Raw genomic sequence first — 19,948 nt, 5'->3', positions numbered from 1 at the left:
TCTACCCCACCGAACAGCACACCCCGCCCGATGGGAGAGCCCGGCATGTACCAGCAGATGATCTTCGTGAACCTGGCCACCGACGACGTCGACGCGTCGAAGAAGTTCTTCACGGAGCTCGGCTACACGATCAACCCCCAGTTCAGCGGCGACGACTGCGCCTGCGTCGTGATCAGCGACACCATCGTGACGATGCTGCTCAGCAAGCAGCGCTACGCCGATTTCACCAAGAAGGAGATCGCGGACTCGACGCGGACCAGCGAGGTGCTGATCTGTCTGAGCGCCGAGAGCCGCGAGAAGGTCGACGAGCTGGTCGAGAAGGCCGTCGCCGCGGGCGGCAGGGCCAACGACGACGTCCAGGACCACGGTTACATGTACGGCCGCTCCTTCGACGACCTCGACGGCCACTCCTGGGAGGTCGTGTGGATGGACCCGGCTGCGGTCCAGAGCTGAACCCGCGGGGTGCCTAGCATGGGCCCGTGCAGACGAGCCCGGCCCATGCGGCCCACCACGACGAGCGCGAGATCGAAACGCTCGAGGACTTCGACGCGACGGTCTCGGCCCGCGGCACCCTCGCCGGCCACCGCGTACAGGGCGTCGATCTGACGGACCGGACAAGGGAGTTGCTGACCACGGACACCGCCGAGGCGGTCTTCCTCGGCTGTCCGATGCGGGAGGAGGCGGCGACGAAGGTCCGCGCCGACGGGGCGCTGGTCTTCCCGCCGGTCCCGTATCTCCCGTTCGACCCCTACCGAGGCCGCCTCTACACCGCCGACGAGCTGTTCGCCTCCCTGGACAAGGGCTACGAGCAGACACCCGACGCCCTCGCCTACGCCTGGTTCCAGCGCACCAAGGCGGACGGCGACATATACGCCTCGATGCTGCGCGCCGTCCACGACGACTCCGTCTCCGACGCCCTGGACGAACTCCTGCGCGGCGCCCGGGTGGTGGGCGTGATGGGCGGCCACGCGATGGCACGCGGCACGGAGGCGTACGCCGGTGCCGCGCGCCTCGGCCGGGAGCTGAGCCGCGCCGGGCTGACCGTGGCGACCGGCGGCGGCCCGGGCGCGATGGAGGCGGCGAACCTGGGCGCGTACGCCGCGCCGTACGAGGACGCGATGCTGGACGAGGCGTGCGAACTGCTGGGCGAAGCGCCCTCGTTCACCCCCTCGATCACCGAGTGGGCGCGGGCCGCCTTCGAGGTGCGCTCCCGCTGGCCGAAGGGCAACCACTCCATCGGCATCCCCACCTGGTTCTACGGCCACGAGCCGCCAAACCCCTTCGCCTCGCACATCGCCAAGTACTTCGCCAACGCCACCCGCGAGGACGGACTGCTGGCCCGGTGCAACGCGGGCGTGGTGTTCCTGCCGGGCGCGGCCGGGACCGTACAGGAGATCTTCGACAACGCGACGCCCAACTACTACGAGTCGCGTGGCGAGCCGACGCCGATGGTGCTCGTCGACCGGGAGCACTGGACGGAGCGGCTGCCGGCGTGGCCCCTCTTGCGGTCACTAGCCCGGGAACGCTCGATGGAGTCCCGTATCGCCCTCGTTGACCGGATCGAGGAGGCCCCTGACGCGTTGAAACATGTCGGTGGTTAATGAGAAGGTAAAGTCAACGCCCGGGACGGGCATATGCGTTGACACTCCTTATGAAACACTTATAGACCTGTGAGCCTCCTGGGGAGAGTGAAGCCTCACCTCACTGTTGCCTCACTTCTCTTACAACCCCCCTCAGTTGCATATCCCCGTGAAGGGCAAAAGTGACCATATCTCGCCGTACCGCCCGACGTTCCGCGCAGATCCTGGGCGTCGCCGCGGCCTCGACAGCGCTCGCCATGAGCGCCGCGGGCTCCGCGCTCGCGTGCAACATCCGGGACTTCTCCGCCGCAGCTTCCTGCGACGGCAGCAAGGGCGTCATCACCGTCACCGACAAGGACGCCTCCGGCCAGACTGCCACCATCACGGTGTTCCTCGAGGGTCCGGCCGGCAACGAGACTCCGGTCGGCCAGCCGCAGACCGTCAAGGGCTCGGCCGCGGGCACGCCTGTCACGTTCGACGAGGACTGGAAGCCGAACGCGGAGTACCGCGTCCACGTCACGGTCGACACCGAGAAGTTCAAGTTCGACAAGGACATCAAGCCGAACGTGACCACCCCGTCCGAGGCTTGCTCGAAGGGCGAGACCACGGCGCCGGCCACCACGGCGCCCGCCACGACTCCCCCGGCCACCACCCCGGCCTCGGAGACCCCGACCCCGACCGCGTCGGCCTCGGACAGCACCGCTCCGGCGACCACGTCGTCCAACGCCCCGTCCCCGGCGGCCGGTGACTCCAACCTCGCCGAGACCGGTGCGAACTCCAACACCGGCCTGATCGCCGGTGTCGCGGGCGCCCTCGTCGTCGTCGGCGGCGGTGCCGTCTTCTTCGGCATGCGCCGTCGTGGGGCCAACAGCGGCCGCTGACGCCTCACCAGCACCATCGCGAAGGCCCGTCCCCGTATCCCCGGGGGACGGGCCTTCGTCGTTCAGCCGAACGTCGCCCGTTCCAGCCAGAATTCGAGCAACTGCCGGTCACCGAGGACCTCCAACCCCGAACCGTCCAGCGGCAGTCGGCGGTAGAAGACAAGGAGCAGGGAGGTGAGCGGTCCGCGCAGGGCGACATCGGCCTTCTCGTGCCCACGGCGCCAGGTGACGCCCTGCTCGGTCCCTTCGACCAGCCACTCGGCGCGCAACTCGGGTGCCGTGTCGGTCGCGTGGAGGTGCAGGCTGCGCCCGGCGGCGAGCGGCCGTTCCATCTCCCCGCGCTCGCCCGCCGGCCCCACGAGTTGCAACCACTCGTCGATCGCGTCAGCGGCGATGTCGGGCGCGACCTCGTAGGGCAGTCCGGCGGCCAGGGTGGCGTCCGCGCGGTGGACGGTGATCTCGTGGGTCATCCGGCGCGCCCAGAAGCCGGAGCCGAGCATTCCGGCCCACGACCACACCTTGGCGTCCGGACCGGCCTCCCGGAGCGCGCGGACGACCAGGTCACCGGCCTCCGCGAGCCAGGCATCGAGTTCGGCGGCGTCGCCCGTGGTCTCCGGGCCGTCGCCGCGGGGAATGTCCTCGTCCCGGACATCCTCCTCGGCCCGGGTCCTGACCAGCACCTCCACCCAGCGCAGCACCCCGCCCATGTGCAGGACGAGCTGTTCCAGGGTCCAGTCGGGGCAGGTGGGCACCTTCGCGGACAGATCGGCGCCGGAGGTCACCACGGTCCTCAACTCGGCCACCTGGTGGGCTATCTCGTCGCAGTAGCGGTCGTACGCAAGCAAGGTCATGGACCGCACCCTATGCGCGACCCGATCAGCCCAGCACCACGATTTCCGCCGCGTCGAACTCCACGCCGACCACGTCCCCGACCTCCGGCGCCTCCCGCAGCGCGCACGCCGCCTCCAGGCGGGGCGCGTCCTCGGGCTGGAGACGTACGGCGACATGGGTGCCCTTGAAGGTGCGGGCGGCGACCGTGCAGCGCAGGCCCTCGTCGGCGGGGACGAGCCGGACGCCGACGGGGCGGACCAGGAGACCGCGGGTGCCCTGGGGGGCGTCCTCGGGCACCGGGACCTTGCCCCAGGGCGTGTCCGCGGCCTCCCCCGCGACCGTGCCCTCGACCACGTTCTCGAAGCCGAGGAACCGGGCCACGAACTCGTCCGCCGGCCGCTGCCAGACCTCCAGCGGTGTACCGGACTGGGCGATCCGTCCGTCCCGCATCACCACCACCCGGTCGGCGAGCGCGAAGGCCTCTCCCTGGTCGTGCGTCACGGCGAGCACAGTGGTGCCCAACCGGCCGAACAGCTCCCGGAGTTCGACGACCAGCCGCTCCCGCAGCGAGCGGTCGAGCTGACCGAGCGGCTCGTCCAGCATCAGCAGCCGCGGCCGGGGCGCGAGGGCCCTGGCGAGCGCCACGCGCTGCTGCTCACCGCCGGACAGCGCGCCCACGGCCCGCCGCTCGGCGCCGGGCAGCCCGACGAGTTCCAGCAACTCCCGTACGCGGTCCTGCTGTTCGCTTCTCGGCGCCCCGTGCATCCGCAGGCCGAAGGCGACGTTGCCGCCCACGTCCCGCTGCGGGAAGAGCTGGTGGTCCTGGAACATCAGGCCGACCCCACGCTTGTGCGCGGGCACACCGGCCTGGTCGCGGCCGTCGAGCAACACCCGCCCGGCGTCCAGCGGTTGCAGCCCGGCCACCGCCCGCAGCAGCGTGGACTTGCCGCTGCCGCTGGGCCCGAGCACGCACACCACCTCGTGCTCGGCGACCTCGAGGCCGACGGCGTCGAGCACGGCCCGCGCGCCGAAGCGGACGGTGGCCTCTTCCAGGCTCAGCAGCATCTAGAACTCCCCGGTCCGGTCGGTACGGAGCCGCTCGAGCACCAGCAGCGCCACCGCGCACACCACCATCAGGATCGTCGAAAGGGCCATCGCCTGGCCGTAGTTGAGGTCCCCGGGCCGCCCGAGCAGCCGCGCCACGGCGACTGGCAGGGTCGGGTTGTCGGGCCGTGCGATGAACACGGTCGCCCCGAACTCCCCCAGCGACACGGCGAAGGCGAACCCGGCCGCGACCAGCAACGCCCGCCGCACCAGGGGCAGATCGACCTCCCGCCACACCCGCCAGGGCGAGGCCCCGAGCACGGCCGCCGCCTCCCGCAGCCGGATGTCCACGGCCCGCAGCACCGGCAGCATGGTCCGTACGACGAACGGCACGCCCACCAGCGCCTGTGCGAGCGGCACCAGGATCCAGGACTGGCGCAGGTCCAGCGGGGGCTTGTCCAGGGCGATCAGGAAGCCGAAGCCGACGGTCACCGCGGAGACGCCGAGCGGCAGCATCAGCAGCGCGTCGAAGCCGCGCACCAGTCGTCCGGCGTCCCGGCGGGCGAGGGCCGCGGCGGCCAGAGCGCCGATCACGACGGCGATGGCGGTCGCGGCGAGGGCGTACTGCAGTGAGTTGCCGATCGCGTCGATCGGCGGGACGAGGAAGGTGTCGCCGGTCTCGCTGGTCAGCGCCCGGTAGTAGCGGAAGTCCGGCGCGTCCAGCGACCGTTGCACCAGCACGGCGAGCGGCAGCAGGAGCAGGACGGCGACGGTGAAGAGGACTCCGGCCAGCAGCGCCCACTGGGCCGTCCCGCGCGGCCGCCGGGCCGTCACGGACGCGTCCACGAGCCGCAGGGCGCTCTCCCGCCGCCGTACCGTCCAGGCGTGCACGGCGAGGATCGCGCCGACGGCCAGGAACTGGACGATCGTGAGCACGGCGGCCGTGGACAGGTCGAAGATCTCGGAGGTCTGCCGGTAGATCTCGACTTCCAGGGTGGAGAAGGTGGGCCCGCCGAGGATCTGGACGACGCCGAAGGACGTGAAGGTGAAGAGGAACACCATCAGCGCGGCGGCGGCCACGGCGGGCGCGAGGGCGGGCAGGGTGACCCTGCGCCAGGCGCGCAGCGGGGACGCGCCCAGCATCCGCGCGGCCTCCTCCTGCCGCGGGTCCAGTTGCGCCCACAGTCCGCCCACGGTCCGTACGACGACCGCGTAGTTGAAGAAGACGTGCGCCAGCAGGATGGCCCACACGGTCGTGTCCAGCCGTACGCCCCACAACTGGTCGAGCAGTCCGCCGCGTCCGACGAGCGCGAGGAAGGCCGTTCCGACGACGACCGTCGGCAGGACGAAGGGGACGGTGACGACGGCCCGCAGCACCTGTCGGCCCGGGAAGTCGAAGCGCGCGAAGACGTAGGCGCCGGGAAGGGCGACCAGGAGGGTGAGCGCTGTTGAGGCGAGCGCCTGCCAGGTGGTGAACCACAGGACGTGCCGGATGTCGGACTGGGTGACGACGTCCGCGATCCGCCCGAGCCGCCACGCCCCGTCGACCTTCAGCCCGCGCGCGACGATCGCGGCGACGGGCCAGGCGAAGAACAGTGCGAAGAACGCGACGGGCACGGCCATGAGCCCGTAACGCGCCGCGTTCCCCTGCCGGGTCCTGCGCGGGGCCGCTTCGGTCGGGGCTACTTCAGTACGAGTGACGTCCACGACTTGACCCACTGGTCACGGTTGGCGGCGATCTTCGCGGGAGCCATCGTCTCGGGGTTCTTGGCGGCGGGACCGTACTCGGTGAACTCCTTGGGCACCGCGGCCCCTTCGATCACCGGGTAGACGAACATGTTGAGCGGCATGTCCTCCTGGAACTCCTTGGTCACCAGGAAGTCGATGAACGCCTTGCCGCCCTTGCTGTTGTGCGCGTTGCTGAGCAGTCCCGCGTACTCGATCTGCCGGAAGCAGGTGCCGTACGACACTCCGGTCGGCGCGGTCTTCGGCCTCGGGTCGGCATAGACGACCTCCGCGGGCGGCGAGGAGGCGTAGGAGACGACGAGCGGCCGGTCCCCCTTGGCCTTCTTGCCGCCGGCCGAGCCGGAGAACTCCTCGTTGTAGGCCTGCTCCCAGCCGTCGACGACCTTGACGCCGTTGGCCTTGAGCTTCTTCCAGTAGCCCTGCCAGCCCCCATCGCCGTACTTCGCGGCGGAGCCGAGCAGGAAGCCGAGGCCGGGCGAGGAGGTGGCGGCGTTCTCGGTGACGAGGAGGTTCTTGTACTCGGGCTTGACCAGGTCGTCGAAGGACTGCGGCGGGGTCAGCTGGTGCTTGCTGAAGTAGGCCTTGTCGTAGTTGACGCAGATGTCGCCGGAGTCGATGGGCGTGACCCGGTGCTTGTCCTGGTCGACCCGGTACTGCGGCTTGATCCGGTCGGAGCCCTTCGCCTCGTACGACTGGAACAGTCCGTTGTCGAGGGCCCGGGAGAGCAGGGTGTTGTCAACGCCGAAGAAGACGTCGCCCTGGGGGTTGTCCTTCGTCAGGATGGCCTTGTTGACGGCCTGCCCGGCGTCTCCGTCCTTGAGGACGTGGACCTTGTAGCCGGACTGCTTCTCGAAGTCGGCGAGGACGCTCTTCGAGACGGCCCAGGAGTCGTGGCTGACCAGGGTGACGGTCTTGGAGTCGGCGGAGGAACCGCTGCCTGAGGAGCCGCAGGCGGACAGCGTGAGCATGCCGAGGCCACAGCCGAGGCCTATGACGGCAGCACAGTACTTCTTGGTGTTCACGGTGATGACCGAACTTCCTACCCAGAATGACCTGGGCGAGGTTCAGAGGGTCTGCGGCCCGATTGCCGCACTCTCAGCGCTGTGGCGCTCCCCTGTCGGATATGAAGGTGTACGTACGGGCAAAGGTTACCGCTCGGTGGCCGCCAGCTGTCCACAGGCCCCGTCGATCTCCTGACCTCGGGTGTCCCGGATGGTCACCGGTACACCGTGCGCGGCGATGGCCTCGACGAAGGCCTTCTCGTCCTCGGGCCGGGAGGCGGTCCACTTCGAGCCCGGGGTCGGGTTCAGCGGAATGAGGTTGACGTGCACGGGTTTGCCCTTGAGCAGCCGCCCGAGCCGGTCACCCCGCCACGCCTGGTCGTTGATGTCCCGGATGAGCGCGTACTCGATGCTCAGCCGTCGCCCGCTCTTCTCCACGTACTCGAACCCGGCGTCGAGCACCTCCCGCACCTTCCAGCGCGTGTTCACGGGGACGAGGGTGTCACGCAGCTCGTCGTCGGGGGCGTGCAGCGAGATCGCGAGCCGGCACTTGAAGCCCTCGTCGGCGAAGCGATGGATGGCGGGCACGAGCCCGACCGTCGACACGGTGATCCCGCGCTGCGAGAGCCCGAGCCCGTCGGGGGCGGGGTCGGTGAGCGCGCGAATGGCTCCGACCACTCGCTTGTAGTTGGCGAGCGGCTCCCCCATCCCCATGAAGACGATGTTGGACAGCCGCGCGGGCCCGCCCGGGACCTCTCCGTCCCTCAGCGCCCGCATCCCGTCCACGATCTGGTGCACGATCTCGGCGGTCGACAGATTCCGGTCCAGCCCGGCCTGCCCGGTGGCGCAGAACGGGCAGTTCATCCCGCACCCCGCCTGCGAGCTGATGCACATGGTCACCCGGTCCGGGTACCGCATCAGCACCGACTCGACGAGCGTCCCGTCGAACAGCCGCCACAGCGTCTTGCGGGTGGTCCCCTGGTCGGTCGACAGATGCCGTACGACGGTCATCAGCTCGGGAAGCAGCGCCTCCCGCAGCTTGGGGCGCGCCGCGGCCGGGATGTCGGTCCACTCCGCGGGGTCGTGCGCGTACCGCGCGAAGTAGTGCTGCGACAACTGCTTGGCACGAAACGGCTTCTCCCCGACCTCGGCAACGACCTCCTTGCGCTCGGCAGGAGTGAGATCGGCAAGATGCCGCGGCGGCTTCTGAGCTCCGCGGGGGGCGACGAAAGTAAGTTCTCCGGGCTTAGGCATGGCTCAACCAGTGTCGCAGATCGAACCGGGTGGCCCGGGACAGCTGAGGTGTAGCCCACTCCGCCTCCGATACAGGGGCGGGTTCCCTCGTGGGGCAGGGGAGGCGCCGGGATGGTGGAGACCTCGACATCGAGCCGGCCAGGGCGCCGGGCTGCGTGCGCGGCTACGACACGATCGCGGGCAGTCCGAGGGCGATCCACGAGGCCGGGTCGGCCGCGGCGAGCGGCCCCTCGCGGATCGGCGAGTCCATCGACACCACCGAGAAGAACTCGACAGCATCGGTGACCACACTGGCGACGGCAAGGTCGACAAGGCTGTGCAGGACCTGGACCGGGCCGTCGCCGACTACAACAGGGCCGTCCTCGCCGGCGAGAACCCGGACTCGCGTGCGATCGACAAGGCGGCCGACGAGCTGAAGGACGTCTGCACCTCGCAGCGAGGGCCGGGAAGCGACGCTAGGACGTGTGCTCCAGGCGGTCCTTGAGCAGGCGTTCGTTGCGCGGCAGTTCCTTGCGGACCTGGGGGCGGACGAACAGGGGCAGCATCACCTTGCCGAGGCCGTGGCCCTCGAAGTCGAGGTCCATCTTCACCCGGGAGCGGCGCCCGTCGTCCAGCGGTTCCACCTCGGCGTGGAACAGGCCCCTGACCGGGCCGTCGATGCCGCGCACACTCCAGCTGTGCGGCGGGTCGTACTCGGTGTACTCCATGGTCATCGGCATCTCACGGCGGTGCCCGAGGCGCCGGGTGACCCGGACCTGGGATCCGGTGTGCAGCGGCCCCTCGTCGAGCCGCTCCGCGGATACCGCGCTCAGCTGCCACTCGGGCAGATGGGAGGGATCGATGACGTACGCCCAGACGTCCTCAGGAGCACGGTCGACGTCGATCTCTTCATGGAAGGCGGACATGACGCCCTCCTTTCAGGGGATCCCCTTCGAGGGCTTACACGGGGATCGTCCCACTCGCCCGACGGCCGCGCCAACGAGCGAGCGGGACTCCCGGACCCGTCAGCCGGCCCCCACGAACAACACCATCAACAGCCACACCACGGGCGCCGTGGGCAACAGGGAGTCCAGGCGGTCCATGATGCCGCCATGTCCCGGCAGCAGCGTGCCCATGTCCTTGATGCCCAGGTCCCGCTTGATCATCGACTCGCCGAGGTCGCCCAGCGTGGCGCTGGCCGCGACGGCGAGACCCAGCAGCAGGCCCTGCCACCAGGCACCGTCGTCGATCAGGAACTGCATGCACAGCGCGCCCGCCACCATCGCGAAGGTCACCGCGCCCAGCAGACCCTCCCGCGTCTTGCCGGGGCTGATGCGCGGCGCGAGCTTGTGCTTGCCGAAGCGCCAGCCGACGGCGTACGCGCCCGTGTCGCTGACGACCGTGAGCAGGAGGAAGGTCAGGACGCGCCACGGCCCGTCGTCCGCCGCGAGCATGAGCGCCACGAACGTCGCCAGGAACGGCACGTAGAACGCCGCGAAGACGCCCGCCGTGACGTCCCGGAGATAGTTCTCCGGCGGTTCCGTCATGCGCCAGACGAGGACCGCGAGTGCCGTGAGCGCCATGGCGACCCACGCGCCCTCGGCCCCGCGCACATATCCGGCGACGACCATCGCCGCGCCGCCGAGCGCCAGCGGAACCAGCGGCGCCTTGATGTCCTTGCGCTCGGCGAGCCTGCTGGTCAGCTCCCACAGGCCGACGACCACGGCGACCGCGACCACGCCCACGAAGACGGCCTTGACGACGAAGAGCGACGCGATGATCACCACGCCGAGTCCGACGCCGACACCTATGGCCGCGCTCAGATCGCGCCCAGCGCTCTTCTTCTGCGGCTGGGGCGCCGACTGCGAGGCGTCGGGCATGGGCTCCGGATTCTGCTGCACCGCCAGGGGCGGCGGTGCCTGCGGCGTCTCGTCGCGGAACAGGGGGCCGCTCAGCCGTGCGGCCCCCCGGTCGTCATCCTGGTCTCCGCCGTACGCGGGTACCTCGGGCACGATGGGCATGGGGCGAGTCTGCTGCGCCTCAGGCGCATCGTACGCGGGACCCGCCGGGGCAGCCCCCTGGACAGGCCCCTGGTCGGACGGCCCCCAGTACCCGTTGTGTGGCGGCGCTCCCCAGGAAGAGTTGTTCATCAGACCTCGAGCAGCTCCGCTTCCTTGTGCTTGAGGAGCTCGTCCACCTGGGCCACGTACTTGTGCGTGGTGTCGTCGAGCTCCTTCTCGGCGCGGCGGCCCTCGTCCTCACCGACGTCGCCGTCCTTGACGGCCTTGTCGAGGGCGTCCTTGGCCTTGCGGCGCACGGAGCGGATGGACACACGCGCGTCCTCGGCCTTGCCCTTGGCGACCTTGATGTAGTCGCGGCGGCGCTCCTCGGTCAGCTCGGGGAACACCACCCGGATGATGTTGCCGTCATTGCTCGGGTTGACGCCCAGGTCGGAGTCGCGGATGGCCTGCTCGATGTTGCGCAGGGCCGTCTTGTCGAACGGGGTCACGACCGCCATGCGCGGCTCCGGCACGGAGAACGAAGCCAGCTGGTTGATCGGCGTCGGCGCGCCGTAGTAGTCGGCCACGATCTTGTTGAACATCGCCGGGTGCGCACGACCGGTGCGGATCGCGGCGAAGTCCTCCTTGGCGACCACGACGGCCTTCTCCATCTTCTCCTCGGCCTCGAGGAGGGTCTCTTCGATCACCACTTGCTCCTGCGTGTCTTGAGTAAGGCCCGGCTGCGGTTCCTGTGGGGGGCGGCGGCCGGCTGCGTCGCGTCTTCTTCCTGCACGGTTCCCGACCTGCGGGACATTGTCCATCCCCCGGTCAGGGTCCGTCGGTGTTGCTGTCAGTCCCGGCTGTCCTGGTCACCCACCAGCGTGCCGATCTTCTCACCCTTGACGGCGCGGGCGATATTGCCCTCGGTCAGGAGCTCGAAGACGAGGATCGGGAGCTTGTTGTCGCGGCACAGCGTGATGGCGGTGGCGTCGGCGACCTTGAGGTCACGGGTGATGACCTCGCCGTAGCCGAGGGAGTCGAACTTGACGGCGTCCGGGTTGCGCTTGGGGTCGGAGTCGTAGACCCCGTCCACGCCGTTCTTGCCCATCAGCAGCGCCTCGGCGTCGATCTCCAGGGCGCGCTGGGCTGCGGTGGTGTCGGTGGAGAAGTACGGCATGCCCATACCGGCGCCGAAGATGACCACGCGGCCCTTCTCCAGGTGACGCACGGCCCGCAGCGGGATGTACGGCTCGGCGACCTGGCCCATGGTGATGGCGGTCTGCACCCGGCTGTCGATGCCCTCCTTCTCCAGGAAGTCCTGGAGGGCGAGGCAGTTCATCACGGTACCGAGCATGCCCATGTAGTCCGAGCGGGCCCGGTCCATGCCGCGCTGCTGCAGCTCCGCGCCGCGGAAGAAGTTGCCGCCGCCGATGACGACCGCGACCTGCGCTCCGTCGCGGACGACGGCCGCGATCTCACGGGCGATCTTGTGCACCACGTCGGGGTCCACGCCCAGGCCCCCGCCACCGGAGAAGGCCTCTCCGGACAGCTTCAGCAGAAACCGGCCGGGTACTTTGCCGTCGTCGCTCTTCTGGGGCTTGGTGGTCATGGAGATCCCGCCTCTTTCACCTGTTGCACATACGAAGAAGGCCATTGCCGCTGGGGTTTGGTTCCCGTGCTCGGCAATGGCCTCCTCGTCAGATCCGCTGTCGTCCGTCACCCGCTGACAACTGCGTACGACCCTATCGGGGTCGCGCGCCGATCGCGGTACGGACTCAGATGCCGACCTTGATGCGCGTGAAGCGCTTCAGGGTGACACCGGCCTCGTCCAGGACCTTCTGGACGGACTTCTTCGCGTCGAGCGCGTACGGCTGACCGAGCACGGTGGCGTCCTTGAAGAAGCCGTTGAGACGACCCTCGACGATCTTGGCGATCGCGGCCTCGGGCTTGCCCTCGGCGCGGGTGGTCTCCTCGGCGATGCGGCGCTCGGACTCGACGACCTCGGCCGGCACGTCCTCCTTGGAGAGGTACTTCGGCGCGAAGGCGGCGATGTGCTGGGCGATGCCGCGGGCGACCTCGGCGTTCGGCTTGTCCAGCTCGACGAGGACACCGATCTGCGGGGGCAGGTCGGGCATCGTGCGATGCATGTACGCGGTCACGTAGCCGTCGGCGAACTGCGCGAAGCGGTCCAGGACGATCTTCTCGCCGAGGTTGGCGTTGGCCTCGTCCACGAACGCCTGGACGGTCTTGCCGGCCTCGATCTCGGAGCCCAGCAGGGCCTCGAGGTCGGCCGGGGAGGTCTTGGCGACGTGCTCGGCGATCGCGTTGGCGACGGCCTGGAACTTCTCGCCCTTGGCGACGAAGTCCGTCTCGCACTTCAGCTCGACGAGGACGCCGGAGGAGTTGTCGTCGGCGATGATGGAGACCACGGCGCCGTTCTCGGCGGAGCGGCCCTCGCGCTTGGCGACGCCCTTCTGGCCCTTGATGCGCAGCGCCTCGACGGCCTTCTCGACGTTGCCCTCGGCCTCGTCCAGTGCCTTCTTGCAGTCCATCATGCCGGCGCCGGTGAGCTCACGAAGCTTCTTGACGTCGGCGGCGGTGTAGTTCGCCATGAGTCTGTGAATCTTTCTCGAAGTCTGGAAGATCGAAGATCTACGGGTCTACGGCCCTCATGTAGCGGGGGCCGCCGACTCTCCACTGACCTACGGGTGAACGGCGGGGGCGACCCGGATGTCGCCGCCCCCGCCGTCAACGCTGACTGATCAGGCCTGCTCGGCGTCCGCGGCCGGGGCCTCGGCAGCCGGGGTCTCGGCAGCCGGGGCTTCGGCAGCCGGGGTCTCGGCAGCCGGGGTCTCGGCAGCCGGGGTCTCGACAGCCTCGGCCGCGGGGGCCTCGGCGGCAGGAGCCTCAGCGGCGGCCTCGGCCGGCTTCTCGGCCTCGTCCGCCTTCTTCTCGCCCTCGAGCAGGTCGCGCTCCCACTCGGCGAGCGGCTCGCCCGCGGCCTTCTCCTTGCCCTCGGTGGCGACACCGCTGCGGGCGATGAGGCCCTCGGCGACGGCGTCGGCGATCACACGGGTGAGCAGGGTGACGGAGCGGATCGCGTCGTCGTTGCCCGGGATCTTGTAGTCGACCTCGTCGGGGTCGCAGTTGGTGTCGAGGATCGCGACGACCGGGATGTTGAGCTTCCGGGCCTCACCGACCGCGATGTGCTCCTTCTTGGTGTCCACGATCCAGACGGCGCTGGGCACCTTCTGCATCTCGCGGATACCGCCGAGGGTCTTCTCCAGCTTGGCCTTCTCGCGCGAGAGCACGAGAAGCTCCTTCTTGGTCAGACCGGACGCGGCGACGTCCTCGAAGTCGATCTGCTCGAGCTCCTTGAGGCGCTGCAGACGCTTGTAGACGGTGGAGAAGTTGGTGAGCATGCCGCCCAGCCAGCGCTGGTTGACGTAGGGCATGCCGACGCGGGTGGCCTGCTCGGCGATGGCCTCCTGCGCCTGCTTCTTCGTGCCGACGAACATGACCGTGCCGCCGTGGGCGACGGTCTCCTTGACGAACTCGTAGGCGCGGTCGATGTACGACAGCGACTGGAGCAGGTCGATGATGTAGATGCCGTTGCGCTCGGTGAAGATGAAGCGCTTCATCTTCGGGTTCCAGCGACGGGTCTGGTGACCGAAGTGGACGCCGCTCTCCAGCAGCTCCCGCATCGTGACGACGGCCATGGCCGTATCTCCTTGAATTTCTCGGTTGTCCCGCGGATGCCGTGCGGTATCCGCGCCTGACGCCCGCGTGCGCCGTGCCACAGAGGACCGAGAGGCGCTGACACCGGCTTGTGATCACCTGGTGTCGGGGCGTGCGAAGTCGACCCGGTGCCCCGGATCGCCAGAAGAAGTGTACGGGACCGGCGAGGCACCGGGTGACGCCGCTGTCCACAACCCGGGAGTAGTCCACAGATCCCGCCATGATCGGCGGCTGGTGCGGGACGGTTCCGTCATGCGAGCGAACCGATACGTGCGTCTGACGATGACGGCTCTCCTGGCGCTGACGTGGGCCGTCCTGACCCCCTGGGCCTGGGCGGAGCCCCCACCGCCCCCGGTCGACCCGCCCCCTGGCGTTCCCGCCATCGGCCGCGCCTGGCCGGTGGGCACCCGTCCCGCGGTCGTGCGGGGCTGGGAGCCCCCGGCGACGGTCTACGGCCGGGGCCACCGCGGCGTGGATCTGGCGGCCCCGGCCGGGTCACCGGTCCGCGCGGTGGCAGCCGGCAGGGTGTCCTTCGTGGGCCGGGTGGCGGGGAGGGGAGTCGTGTCGGTGGAACTGACGGGCACGGACCTGCGCACGACCTACGAACCGGTGAGCGCGTCGGCGCAGAAGGGGGACGAGGTCGAGGCCGGCGAGGTGGTGGGGACGGTGGACCCCACGGGCTCGCACTGCACGGTCACGTGCGTCCACTGGGGCTTGCTGCGGGGCGAGACCTACCTGGACCCCTTGTCCCTACTCCCACCGTGGCTCCTGCACAGGGGCCCGTCGAGACTGCTGCCGGTACTGGGGGTTCCGCTGCCTGGGTAGCTTGCGGTGACAGTTGTGCCGTGCGTGCCTGCGGCCTGCGGCCTGCGGGAGCAGACGCACCGTGCCCGCCTTCGACCAGCGAGGAGCGCATTCGCGCGCCAACCTGCTCAGCCCACGGGGGCAGTCGCGCCGAACCCGCCTTCGACCACCGGGCACAGCCGCGCAGCGACCTGCTCGCCAACGGGAGCAATAGCACCAAGCCCGCCTTCGACCAGCGAGGAACGCATTCGCGCGCCAACCTGCTCAGCCCACGGGGGCAGTCGCGCCGAACCCGCCTTCGACCACCGGGCACAGCCGCGCAGCGACCTGCTCAGCCCACCGGAGCAATAGCACCAAGCCCGCCTTCGACCAGCGAGGAGCGCATTCGCGCGGCAACCTGCTCAGCCTCGGGGGCAGTCGCGCCGAACCCGCCTTCGACCAGCGGGCACAGCCGCGCAGCGACCTGCTCAGCCCACGGGGCAATGGCGCCGAGCCCGCCTTCCGCCAGCGGGCACAGCCCCGCGCAGCGGCCTGCTCGGCCCGTACGAGCAATGGCACCGCTCGCCCTGCCCGCCTCAGCCGCGCGCACCCCTCAGCACCAACGCCACGGCCGCGTCCGCGATCACCCCGGGAGGCTCTGCCACCCCCAGCTCGATCCGCCGGACCGCAGCGTCCACGACCCCCTGCACCAGCAGCGCGCCCAGCCGGGGCTCGGGGTGCCCCATCTCGCCCAGGGCCTCCACGATCATCGCCACGAGCCCGCCGTGCGCGGCCCGGATCTTCTCCCGGGCCCCCGCGTCCAGCTCGCTCGCGGAGATCGCCACGACCGCGCGGTGCCGCCGGTCTCCCACCAGCTCCAGCTGCCGCCGCACATACGCCTCGACCTTGCCCACCGCCGAACCGGCCCCCGACATGGCGGCCTCGACCTCGGCCGCCCACACCGGGAAGTCGACCGCGCACAGTTCCTCGACGACGGCGGCCCGGGACCGGAAGTACTCGTACACCGACGACCGCGCCAGCCCCGTTCGCTCGGCGAGCGCGGGGAACGTCAGCGCGTCCGTCCCTCCCTCGGACAGCAACGACCGGGCCGCGTCCAGCAGGGCGGCTCGCTGCATCGACCGGTGCTCGGCCACGGAGGCCGCTCGAATCCTTGGCACGTCAACCACTTTACGGACGCGCCACTCCGGGCGGGAGTGACTCGCATGGACACGGCCTGCCCCGGCGCGGCCGCCGGACTCACCGCCCGAAGCTCGCGAGCTTCGCCCGCAACTGCAGCACCGACTTGGTGTGGATCTGGCTGACCCGGCTCTCGGTCACACCCAGCACGTTCCCGATCTCGGCGAGCGTGAGTCCCTCGTAGTAGTAGAGGGTGACCACGGTCTTCTCCCGCTCGGGCAAGGTGTTGATCGCCCGCGCCAGGAACCGCCTGAGCTCCCGGTCCTCGGCCACCTCCACGGGGTCGTCCGCGGCGGTGTCCTCCAGCGTGTCCATGACGCTCAGCCCGTCGCCGCTCTCGCCCCCGACGTGCAGCAACTCCTCCAGCGCCACCACGTTCGCCAGCGACAACTGACTGAACACCGCGTGGAGTTCGTCCACCCCGATGCCCATCTCGGCGGCCACCTCGCCCTCCGACGGCGTCCGCCGCAGCCGCGCCTCCAGCGTCGCGTACGCCCGCTCCACGTTCCGCGCCTTCTGCCGCACCGACCGCGGGATCCAGTCCAGCGCCCTCAGCTCGTCGATCATCGCGCCGCGGATCCGGGTGATCGCGTACGTCTCGAACTTGATCTCCCGGTCGATGTCGAACTTCTCGATCGCGTCGATCAGTCCGAAGACACCCGAGGAGACGAAGTCGGCCTGCTCGACGTTGGGCGGCAGACCGACGCTCACCCGTCCCGCCACGTACTTGACCAGCGGCGAGTAGTGCAGGATCAGCTGCTCCCGCAGCCGTTCGTCCCCCGTGTCCTTGTACGACCGCCACAGTTCGTCGAGCGTCGAGGGAGCGGGCGGCCGCGCGCTGCCACCGTCACGGGCGGCTGGGGGGATCGCCGCCCGGTCGGACCCGGAGGTGTGCTGGGGCATTCGTCGCCTTGTGCCGTTCTGCCGTGAAGTGCGTACTGCGCCGGAACCTCGTGAGCGTAGCGTGACTGAGCTGTCGCGGTCAGCGAACAGTGAGGGGGAACGCTTACGCGGACGTGTCCCGCGGGCCGTCCCGCCGGGTCACGACGGTCGCTTTCCGTGATCGCCCGGGGACCCGACCGCCGCTGTTTGCACAGGTGCGGGGCTTCCCCCGGACGGCCGAACACGCTGCGTCAGCATCCGCCCCGGCCGTCGCGGACGGAGATCATCGCCTGGCGTGTCAACCTCCAGCCGTCGCCGTGTCGTTCGACGTAACCGAGTGATCGGAGTTCGTACAGTCTCGCGATCGCGTCGTCCCGGGTGGTCTGTGCCCCGCGGGCGACCGCGTCGGCCGAGGCGGCTCCCCGGCCCGGCAGGGCGGCGAGCACCCGTCCGGCGCCCGGCTCCAGCAGGTCCCTGGGCAGCACGGGTCCGCGCCGCTGGGGTGCCAGCTCCCCCATGTCGCCGACGAGTTCGACGACCTCGGCGGCGTCCGTGACGAGGACGGCGTCGTCGCGCAGCAGTTCGTGCACGCCTGCCGAAAGGCCGCTGGTGGCCGGTCCGGGTACTCCCATCGTGTGGCGTCCGAGCCGTTGTGCCGCCCGTGCGGTGACGAGCGAGCCGCTGCGGTGGGCGGCCTCGACCACCACGGTGCCCGTGGTCAGGGCGGCGATGACCCGGTTGCGGACGATGAATCTGCTGGCCGTCGGATGCTCGCCGAGCGGCAGTTCCCCGACCACGAGTCCCTGCTCGGCGATCCGGTTGAGCAACTCGGTGTGCCCGCGCGGATAGGGCCGGTCGACGCCCGAAGCGAGCACGGCCACGGTCGCCCCGCCGGCCCCGAGCGCCCCTCGATGAGCGGCCCCGTCCACCCCGTAGGCGCCGCCGGACACGACGACCCACCCGCGCTCGGCAAGCCCGGCGCCGAGTGTGGCGGCCATGTGAGCCCCGTACTCGGTACAGGCCCGCGCCCCGACGACGGCGACGGATCGCAACGCCCACATCCGCAGACTGGGCCTGCCCCGGACCCAGAGGCCCACGGGGCGGGCGTCGCCGAGGTCATCGAGCTGGGCCGACCACTCCGTGTCTCCCGGGATCACGAAGCGGACCCCGGCTTCCCGGGCGAGGCCGAGATCCCGCGCGGCGTCGGCCTCCTTGGCGCGGGTGAGCAGCCCTGCCCAGCGCTTGTCGGTGACCCCGGCGAGCTGCGGCGCCCCTTTCCGCAGCACCCGCGCGGTCTCCACGGCCCCGAGCTCCCGCACCCAACGGCCCGCCACTTCGTCACCGGGTTCCAGGACTCGGCTGAGGAAGACCCGGGCGAGCAGCTCGCGGTCCGGGCCGTCGGCGGTCACGTCAGCGCCCCGATGGCCATGGGCACGCCCCGGGGAACGCCTGTGCGCAGTTGCAGCGCGAGGCCGACGTCCGTCGCGTCGGGCCGGTCGTGCCCGACCAGGTCGGCGACGGTCCAGGCGACACGCAGGACGCGGTCGAGCCCGCGGGCGGTCAGCACGCCCCGCTCCAGGTTGCGTTCGGCCTCGTCCATCGCCCCGCTCACGACGTGCCACCGGCTGCGCAGCTCCCGGCCGGGGACCTCGCTGTTGGTCCGCCACGGGGTGCCCGCGAGCCGCGCCGCCGCGCGCTCCCTCGCCGCCCGCACCCGCTCGGCGACCCTCGCCGTGGACTCGCCCCGCGCGCCGAACTGCGTGAGCTCGGACCGCGTGACCCGGTCCACCTCGACCCGGAGGTCGACCCGGTCCAGCAATGGCCCGGACAGCCGCGCCTGGTAGCGGCGGATCGCCGAGGGCGGACACTCGCAGAAGTCGTCCGTCTGGGAGAAGCGCCCACAGGGGCAGGGGTTGGCGGCGAGCACCATCAGGAACTTCGCCGGGAAACGCACCACGCCCGCGCTGCGGGCGATCACCACATGACCGGCTTCCAGCGGCTGGCGCAGTGCGTCAAGGGCGTGACTGCTGAACTCCGGCGTCTCGTCCAGGAAGAGAACGCCCCGGTGCGACAGCGACACCGCCCCGGGCCGGGCGCCGCCGGGACCGCCGCCGACGAGTGCCTGCATGGTCGCCGAATGGTGCGGGGCACAGTACGGGGCGATGTCGATCAGGGGTTTGCCCGGCGGCAGCAGTCCCGCCACCGAGTGGACCGCGGTGACCTCCAGCGACTCCTCACGGCAGAGCCTGGGCAGGATGGCGGGCAGTCGTTCCGCCAGCATGGTCTTGCCGGCGCCGGGCGGGCCCTCCAGGAACAGATGGTGTCCGCCCGCGGCGGCGACCTCCACCGCCGTCCGCGCCGAGATCTGGCCCACCACGTCGGCGAGGTCGTGGCCCTGGTCGTGCTGTGCGGCGCCCATGCTGTGCATGCCCGTGGCCGCACCGGTGCCGGGCACACGCAGCCCCGCGAGGAGCGGATCCGGACGGCCGGGCTCCTCCGGTTCCTCGTCGGGCACGGGCTCGTCCGCCAGCACGGCGATCAGTTGCCGCAGGCTTCGCACGCCCAGGACGGACACCCCGGGCACGAGGGAGGCCTCGGCCGCGGCGCACTCGGGCACGACGACCTGTTCGTAGCCGGCGTCCGCCGCGGCCAGCACCGCCGGCAGGATTCCCCGGACCGGCCGCACCCGGCCGTCCAGGCCCAGCTCGCCGATCATCACGATGTCCGCCAGCACCCGCGGGTCGATGCGCTCCGACGCACCCAGCACCGCGCAGGCCACGGCCAGGTCGAAGCCGGAGCCTGCTTTCGGCACCGATGCCGGACTGAGCCCGACCGTCAGTTTCTTCTGCGGCCACTCGCCCCCCGAGTTCACCACAGCCGCCCGCACCCGGTCCCGGCTCTCCGTCAGGCTCTTGTCCGGGAGGCCCACCAGGGTGAACGCCGCCACCCCGGGCTCCAGGTCCGCCTGGACCTCGACCACCACGCCCTCGACGCCCACCAGCGCCACCGAGCACGTCCGCGCGAAACCCATC

Annotated in this window: 20 protein-coding genes and 1 riboswitch; of the genes, 4 read left to right on the top strand and 16 right to left on the bottom strand. The window is 70.6% G+C overall.

What is annotated here, in order from left to right; genetic code table 11:
- The first annotated feature begins 45 nt into the window (after positions 1-45).
- From ABZ453_RS11395 to ABZ453_RS11385, 3 genes are all read left to right on the top strand, one after another.
- On the top strand, positions 46-453 hold the full coding sequence (locus ABZ453_RS11395; protein ID WP_356949461.1) for a VOC family protein: 408 nt from the start codon (positions 46-48) through the stop codon (positions 451-453).
- Positions 454-479: 26 nt separating this feature from the next.
- Positions 480-1,601 carry an LOG family protein gene (locus ABZ453_RS11390; RefSeq protein WP_359013903.1) on the top strand — a complete coding sequence of 374 codons (1,122 nt, stop codon included), beginning with the start codon at positions 480-482 and terminating at the stop codon, positions 1,599-1,601.
- A 161-nt stretch (positions 1,602-1,762) separates the two neighbouring features.
- The gene (locus ABZ453_RS11385; protein ID WP_359013901.1) at positions 1,763-2,461 is read left to right on the top strand and encodes an LAETG motif-containing sortase-dependent surface protein; all 699 of its coding nucleotides are present in this window, start codon (positions 1,763-1,765) and stop codon (positions 2,459-2,461) included.
- Positions 2,462-2,523: 62 nt separating this feature from the next.
- On the opposite strand, the gene ABZ453_RS11380 is transcribed toward ABZ453_RS11385, so the two are convergent.
- The 12 genes from ABZ453_RS11380 to rpsB all read right to left on the bottom strand — a co-directional run bounded on the left by ABZ453_RS11380 (position 2,524) and on the right by rpsB (position 14,035).
- The gene (locus tag ABZ453_RS11380; RefSeq protein ID WP_359013899.1) at positions 2,524-3,312 is read right to left on the bottom strand and encodes a maleylpyruvate isomerase family mycothiol-dependent enzyme; all 789 of its coding nucleotides are present in this window, start codon (positions 3,310-3,312) and stop codon (positions 2,524-2,526) included.
- A gap of 25 nt (positions 3,313-3,337) precedes the next feature.
- Positions 3,338-4,357: an ABC transporter ATP-binding protein gene (locus tag ABZ453_RS11375; RefSeq protein WP_359013897.1), complete on the bottom strand. Its 1,020-nt coding sequence runs from the start codon at positions 4,355-4,357 to the stop codon at positions 3,338-3,340.
- On the bottom strand, positions 4,358-5,959 hold the full coding sequence (locus tag ABZ453_RS11370) for an iron ABC transporter permease (RefSeq protein WP_359013895.1): 1,602 nt from the start codon (positions 5,957-5,959) through the stop codon (positions 4,358-4,360). It abuts the gene before it with no gap.
- A gap of 59 nt (positions 5,960-6,018) precedes the next feature.
- Entirely contained in the window at positions 6,019-7,104 is a 1,086-nt protein-coding gene (locus ABZ453_RS11365; protein WP_359013893.1) for a thiamine ABC transporter substrate-binding protein, read from the bottom strand.
- A riboswitch (TPP riboswitch) is annotated at positions 7,101-7,208 on the bottom strand. Its footprint overlaps the gene before it by 4 nt.
- A 22-nt stretch (positions 7,209-7,230) precedes the next feature.
- Positions 7,231-8,337: a 23S rRNA (adenine(2503)-C(2))-methyltransferase RlmN gene (gene rlmN, locus ABZ453_RS11360; protein ID WP_359013891.1), complete on the bottom strand. Its 1,107-nt coding sequence runs from the start codon at positions 8,335-8,337 to the stop codon at positions 7,231-7,233.
- 163 nt (positions 8,338-8,500) lie between these two features.
- Positions 8,501-8,626, bottom strand: a complete 126-nt coding sequence (locus tag ABZ453_RS11355) for a hypothetical protein (protein ID WP_359013889.1) — start codon at positions 8,624-8,626, stop codon at positions 8,501-8,503.
- Positions 8,627-8,792: 166 nt separating this feature from the next.
- On the bottom strand, positions 8,793-9,242 hold the full coding sequence (locus ABZ453_RS11350; RefSeq protein ID WP_359013887.1) for an SRPBCC family protein: 450 nt from the start codon (positions 9,240-9,242) through the stop codon (positions 8,793-8,795).
- 99 nt (positions 9,243-9,341) lie between these two features.
- The gene (locus ABZ453_RS11345) at positions 9,342-10,466 is read right to left on the bottom strand and encodes a phosphatidate cytidylyltransferase (protein ID WP_359013885.1); all 1,125 of its coding nucleotides are present in this window, start codon (positions 10,464-10,466) and stop codon (positions 9,342-9,344) included.
- Complete coding sequence (frr, locus tag ABZ453_RS11340; protein ID WP_359013883.1) at positions 10,466-11,023, bottom strand: ribosome recycling factor; 558 nt, start codon at positions 11,021-11,023, stop codon at positions 10,466-10,468. The genes ABZ453_RS11345 and frr overlap by 1 nt, the downstream gene beginning before the upstream one ends.
- 143 nt (positions 11,024-11,166) lie before the next feature.
- Positions 11,167-11,925, bottom strand: a complete 759-nt coding sequence (pyrH, locus tag ABZ453_RS11335) for a UMP kinase (protein WP_208782990.1) — start codon at positions 11,923-11,925, stop codon at positions 11,167-11,169.
- A gap of 166 nt (positions 11,926-12,091) precedes the next feature.
- A complete protein-coding gene (tsf, locus tag ABZ453_RS11330; RefSeq protein WP_133047347.1) occupies positions 12,092-12,928 on the bottom strand; it encodes a translation elongation factor Ts in 837 nt (278 codons plus the stop codon).
- 150 nt (positions 12,929-13,078) lie between these two features.
- Positions 13,079-14,035: a 30S ribosomal protein S2 gene (gene rpsB / locus ABZ453_RS11325; RefSeq protein WP_359013880.1), complete on the bottom strand. Its 957-nt coding sequence runs from the start codon at positions 14,033-14,035 to the stop codon at positions 13,079-13,081.
- A 271-nt stretch (positions 14,036-14,306) separates the two neighbouring features.
- On the opposite strand from rpsB, the gene ABZ453_RS11320 reads away from it, so the two are divergent.
- The gene (locus ABZ453_RS11320; RefSeq protein ID WP_359013878.1) at positions 14,307-14,879 is read left to right on the top strand and encodes a M23 family metallopeptidase; all 573 of its coding nucleotides are present in this window, start codon (positions 14,307-14,309) and stop codon (positions 14,877-14,879) included.
- 554 nt (positions 14,880-15,433) lie between these two features.
- On the opposite strand, the gene ABZ453_RS11315 is transcribed toward ABZ453_RS11320, so the two are convergent.
- The 4 genes from ABZ453_RS11315 to ABZ453_RS11300 all read right to left on the bottom strand — a co-directional run bounded on the left by ABZ453_RS11315 (position 15,434) and on the right by ABZ453_RS11300 (position 19,947).
- Complete coding sequence (locus ABZ453_RS11315) at positions 15,434-15,991, bottom strand: helix-turn-helix domain-containing protein (RefSeq protein ID WP_359014069.1); 558 nt, start codon at positions 15,989-15,991, stop codon at positions 15,434-15,436.
- A gap of 103 nt (positions 15,992-16,094) precedes the next feature.
- Complete coding sequence (gene whiG, locus ABZ453_RS11310) at positions 16,095-16,937, bottom strand: RNA polymerase sigma factor WhiG (protein ID WP_359013876.1); 843 nt, start codon at positions 16,935-16,937, stop codon at positions 16,095-16,097.
- Positions 16,938-17,167: 230 nt separating this feature from the next.
- Positions 17,168-18,325, bottom strand: coding sequence for a DNA-processing protein DprA (gene dprA, locus ABZ453_RS11305; RefSeq protein ID WP_359013874.1), 1,158 nt, complete (start codon positions 18,323-18,325; stop codon positions 17,168-17,170).
- Positions 18,322-19,947 (bottom strand): ATP-binding protein, encoded by a 1,626-nt coding sequence (locus ABZ453_RS11300; protein ID WP_359013872.1) that lies wholly within the window; start codon positions 19,945-19,947, stop codon positions 18,322-18,324. Before ABZ453_RS11300 ends, dprA begins: the two co-directional genes overlap by 4 nt.
- Between the last annotated feature and the right edge of the window lies 1 nt (position 19,948).

This window comes from Streptomyces sp. NPDC005799 (genome assembly GCF_040630525.1).
In the GTDB taxonomy this organism is placed as follows: domain Bacteria; phylum Actinomycetota; class Actinomycetes; order Streptomycetales; family Streptomycetaceae; genus Streptomyces; species Streptomyces griseorubiginosus_B.
Note: the sequence above shows the minus strand (reverse complement) of the source record. Positions and strands in the feature narration are given on the sequence as shown.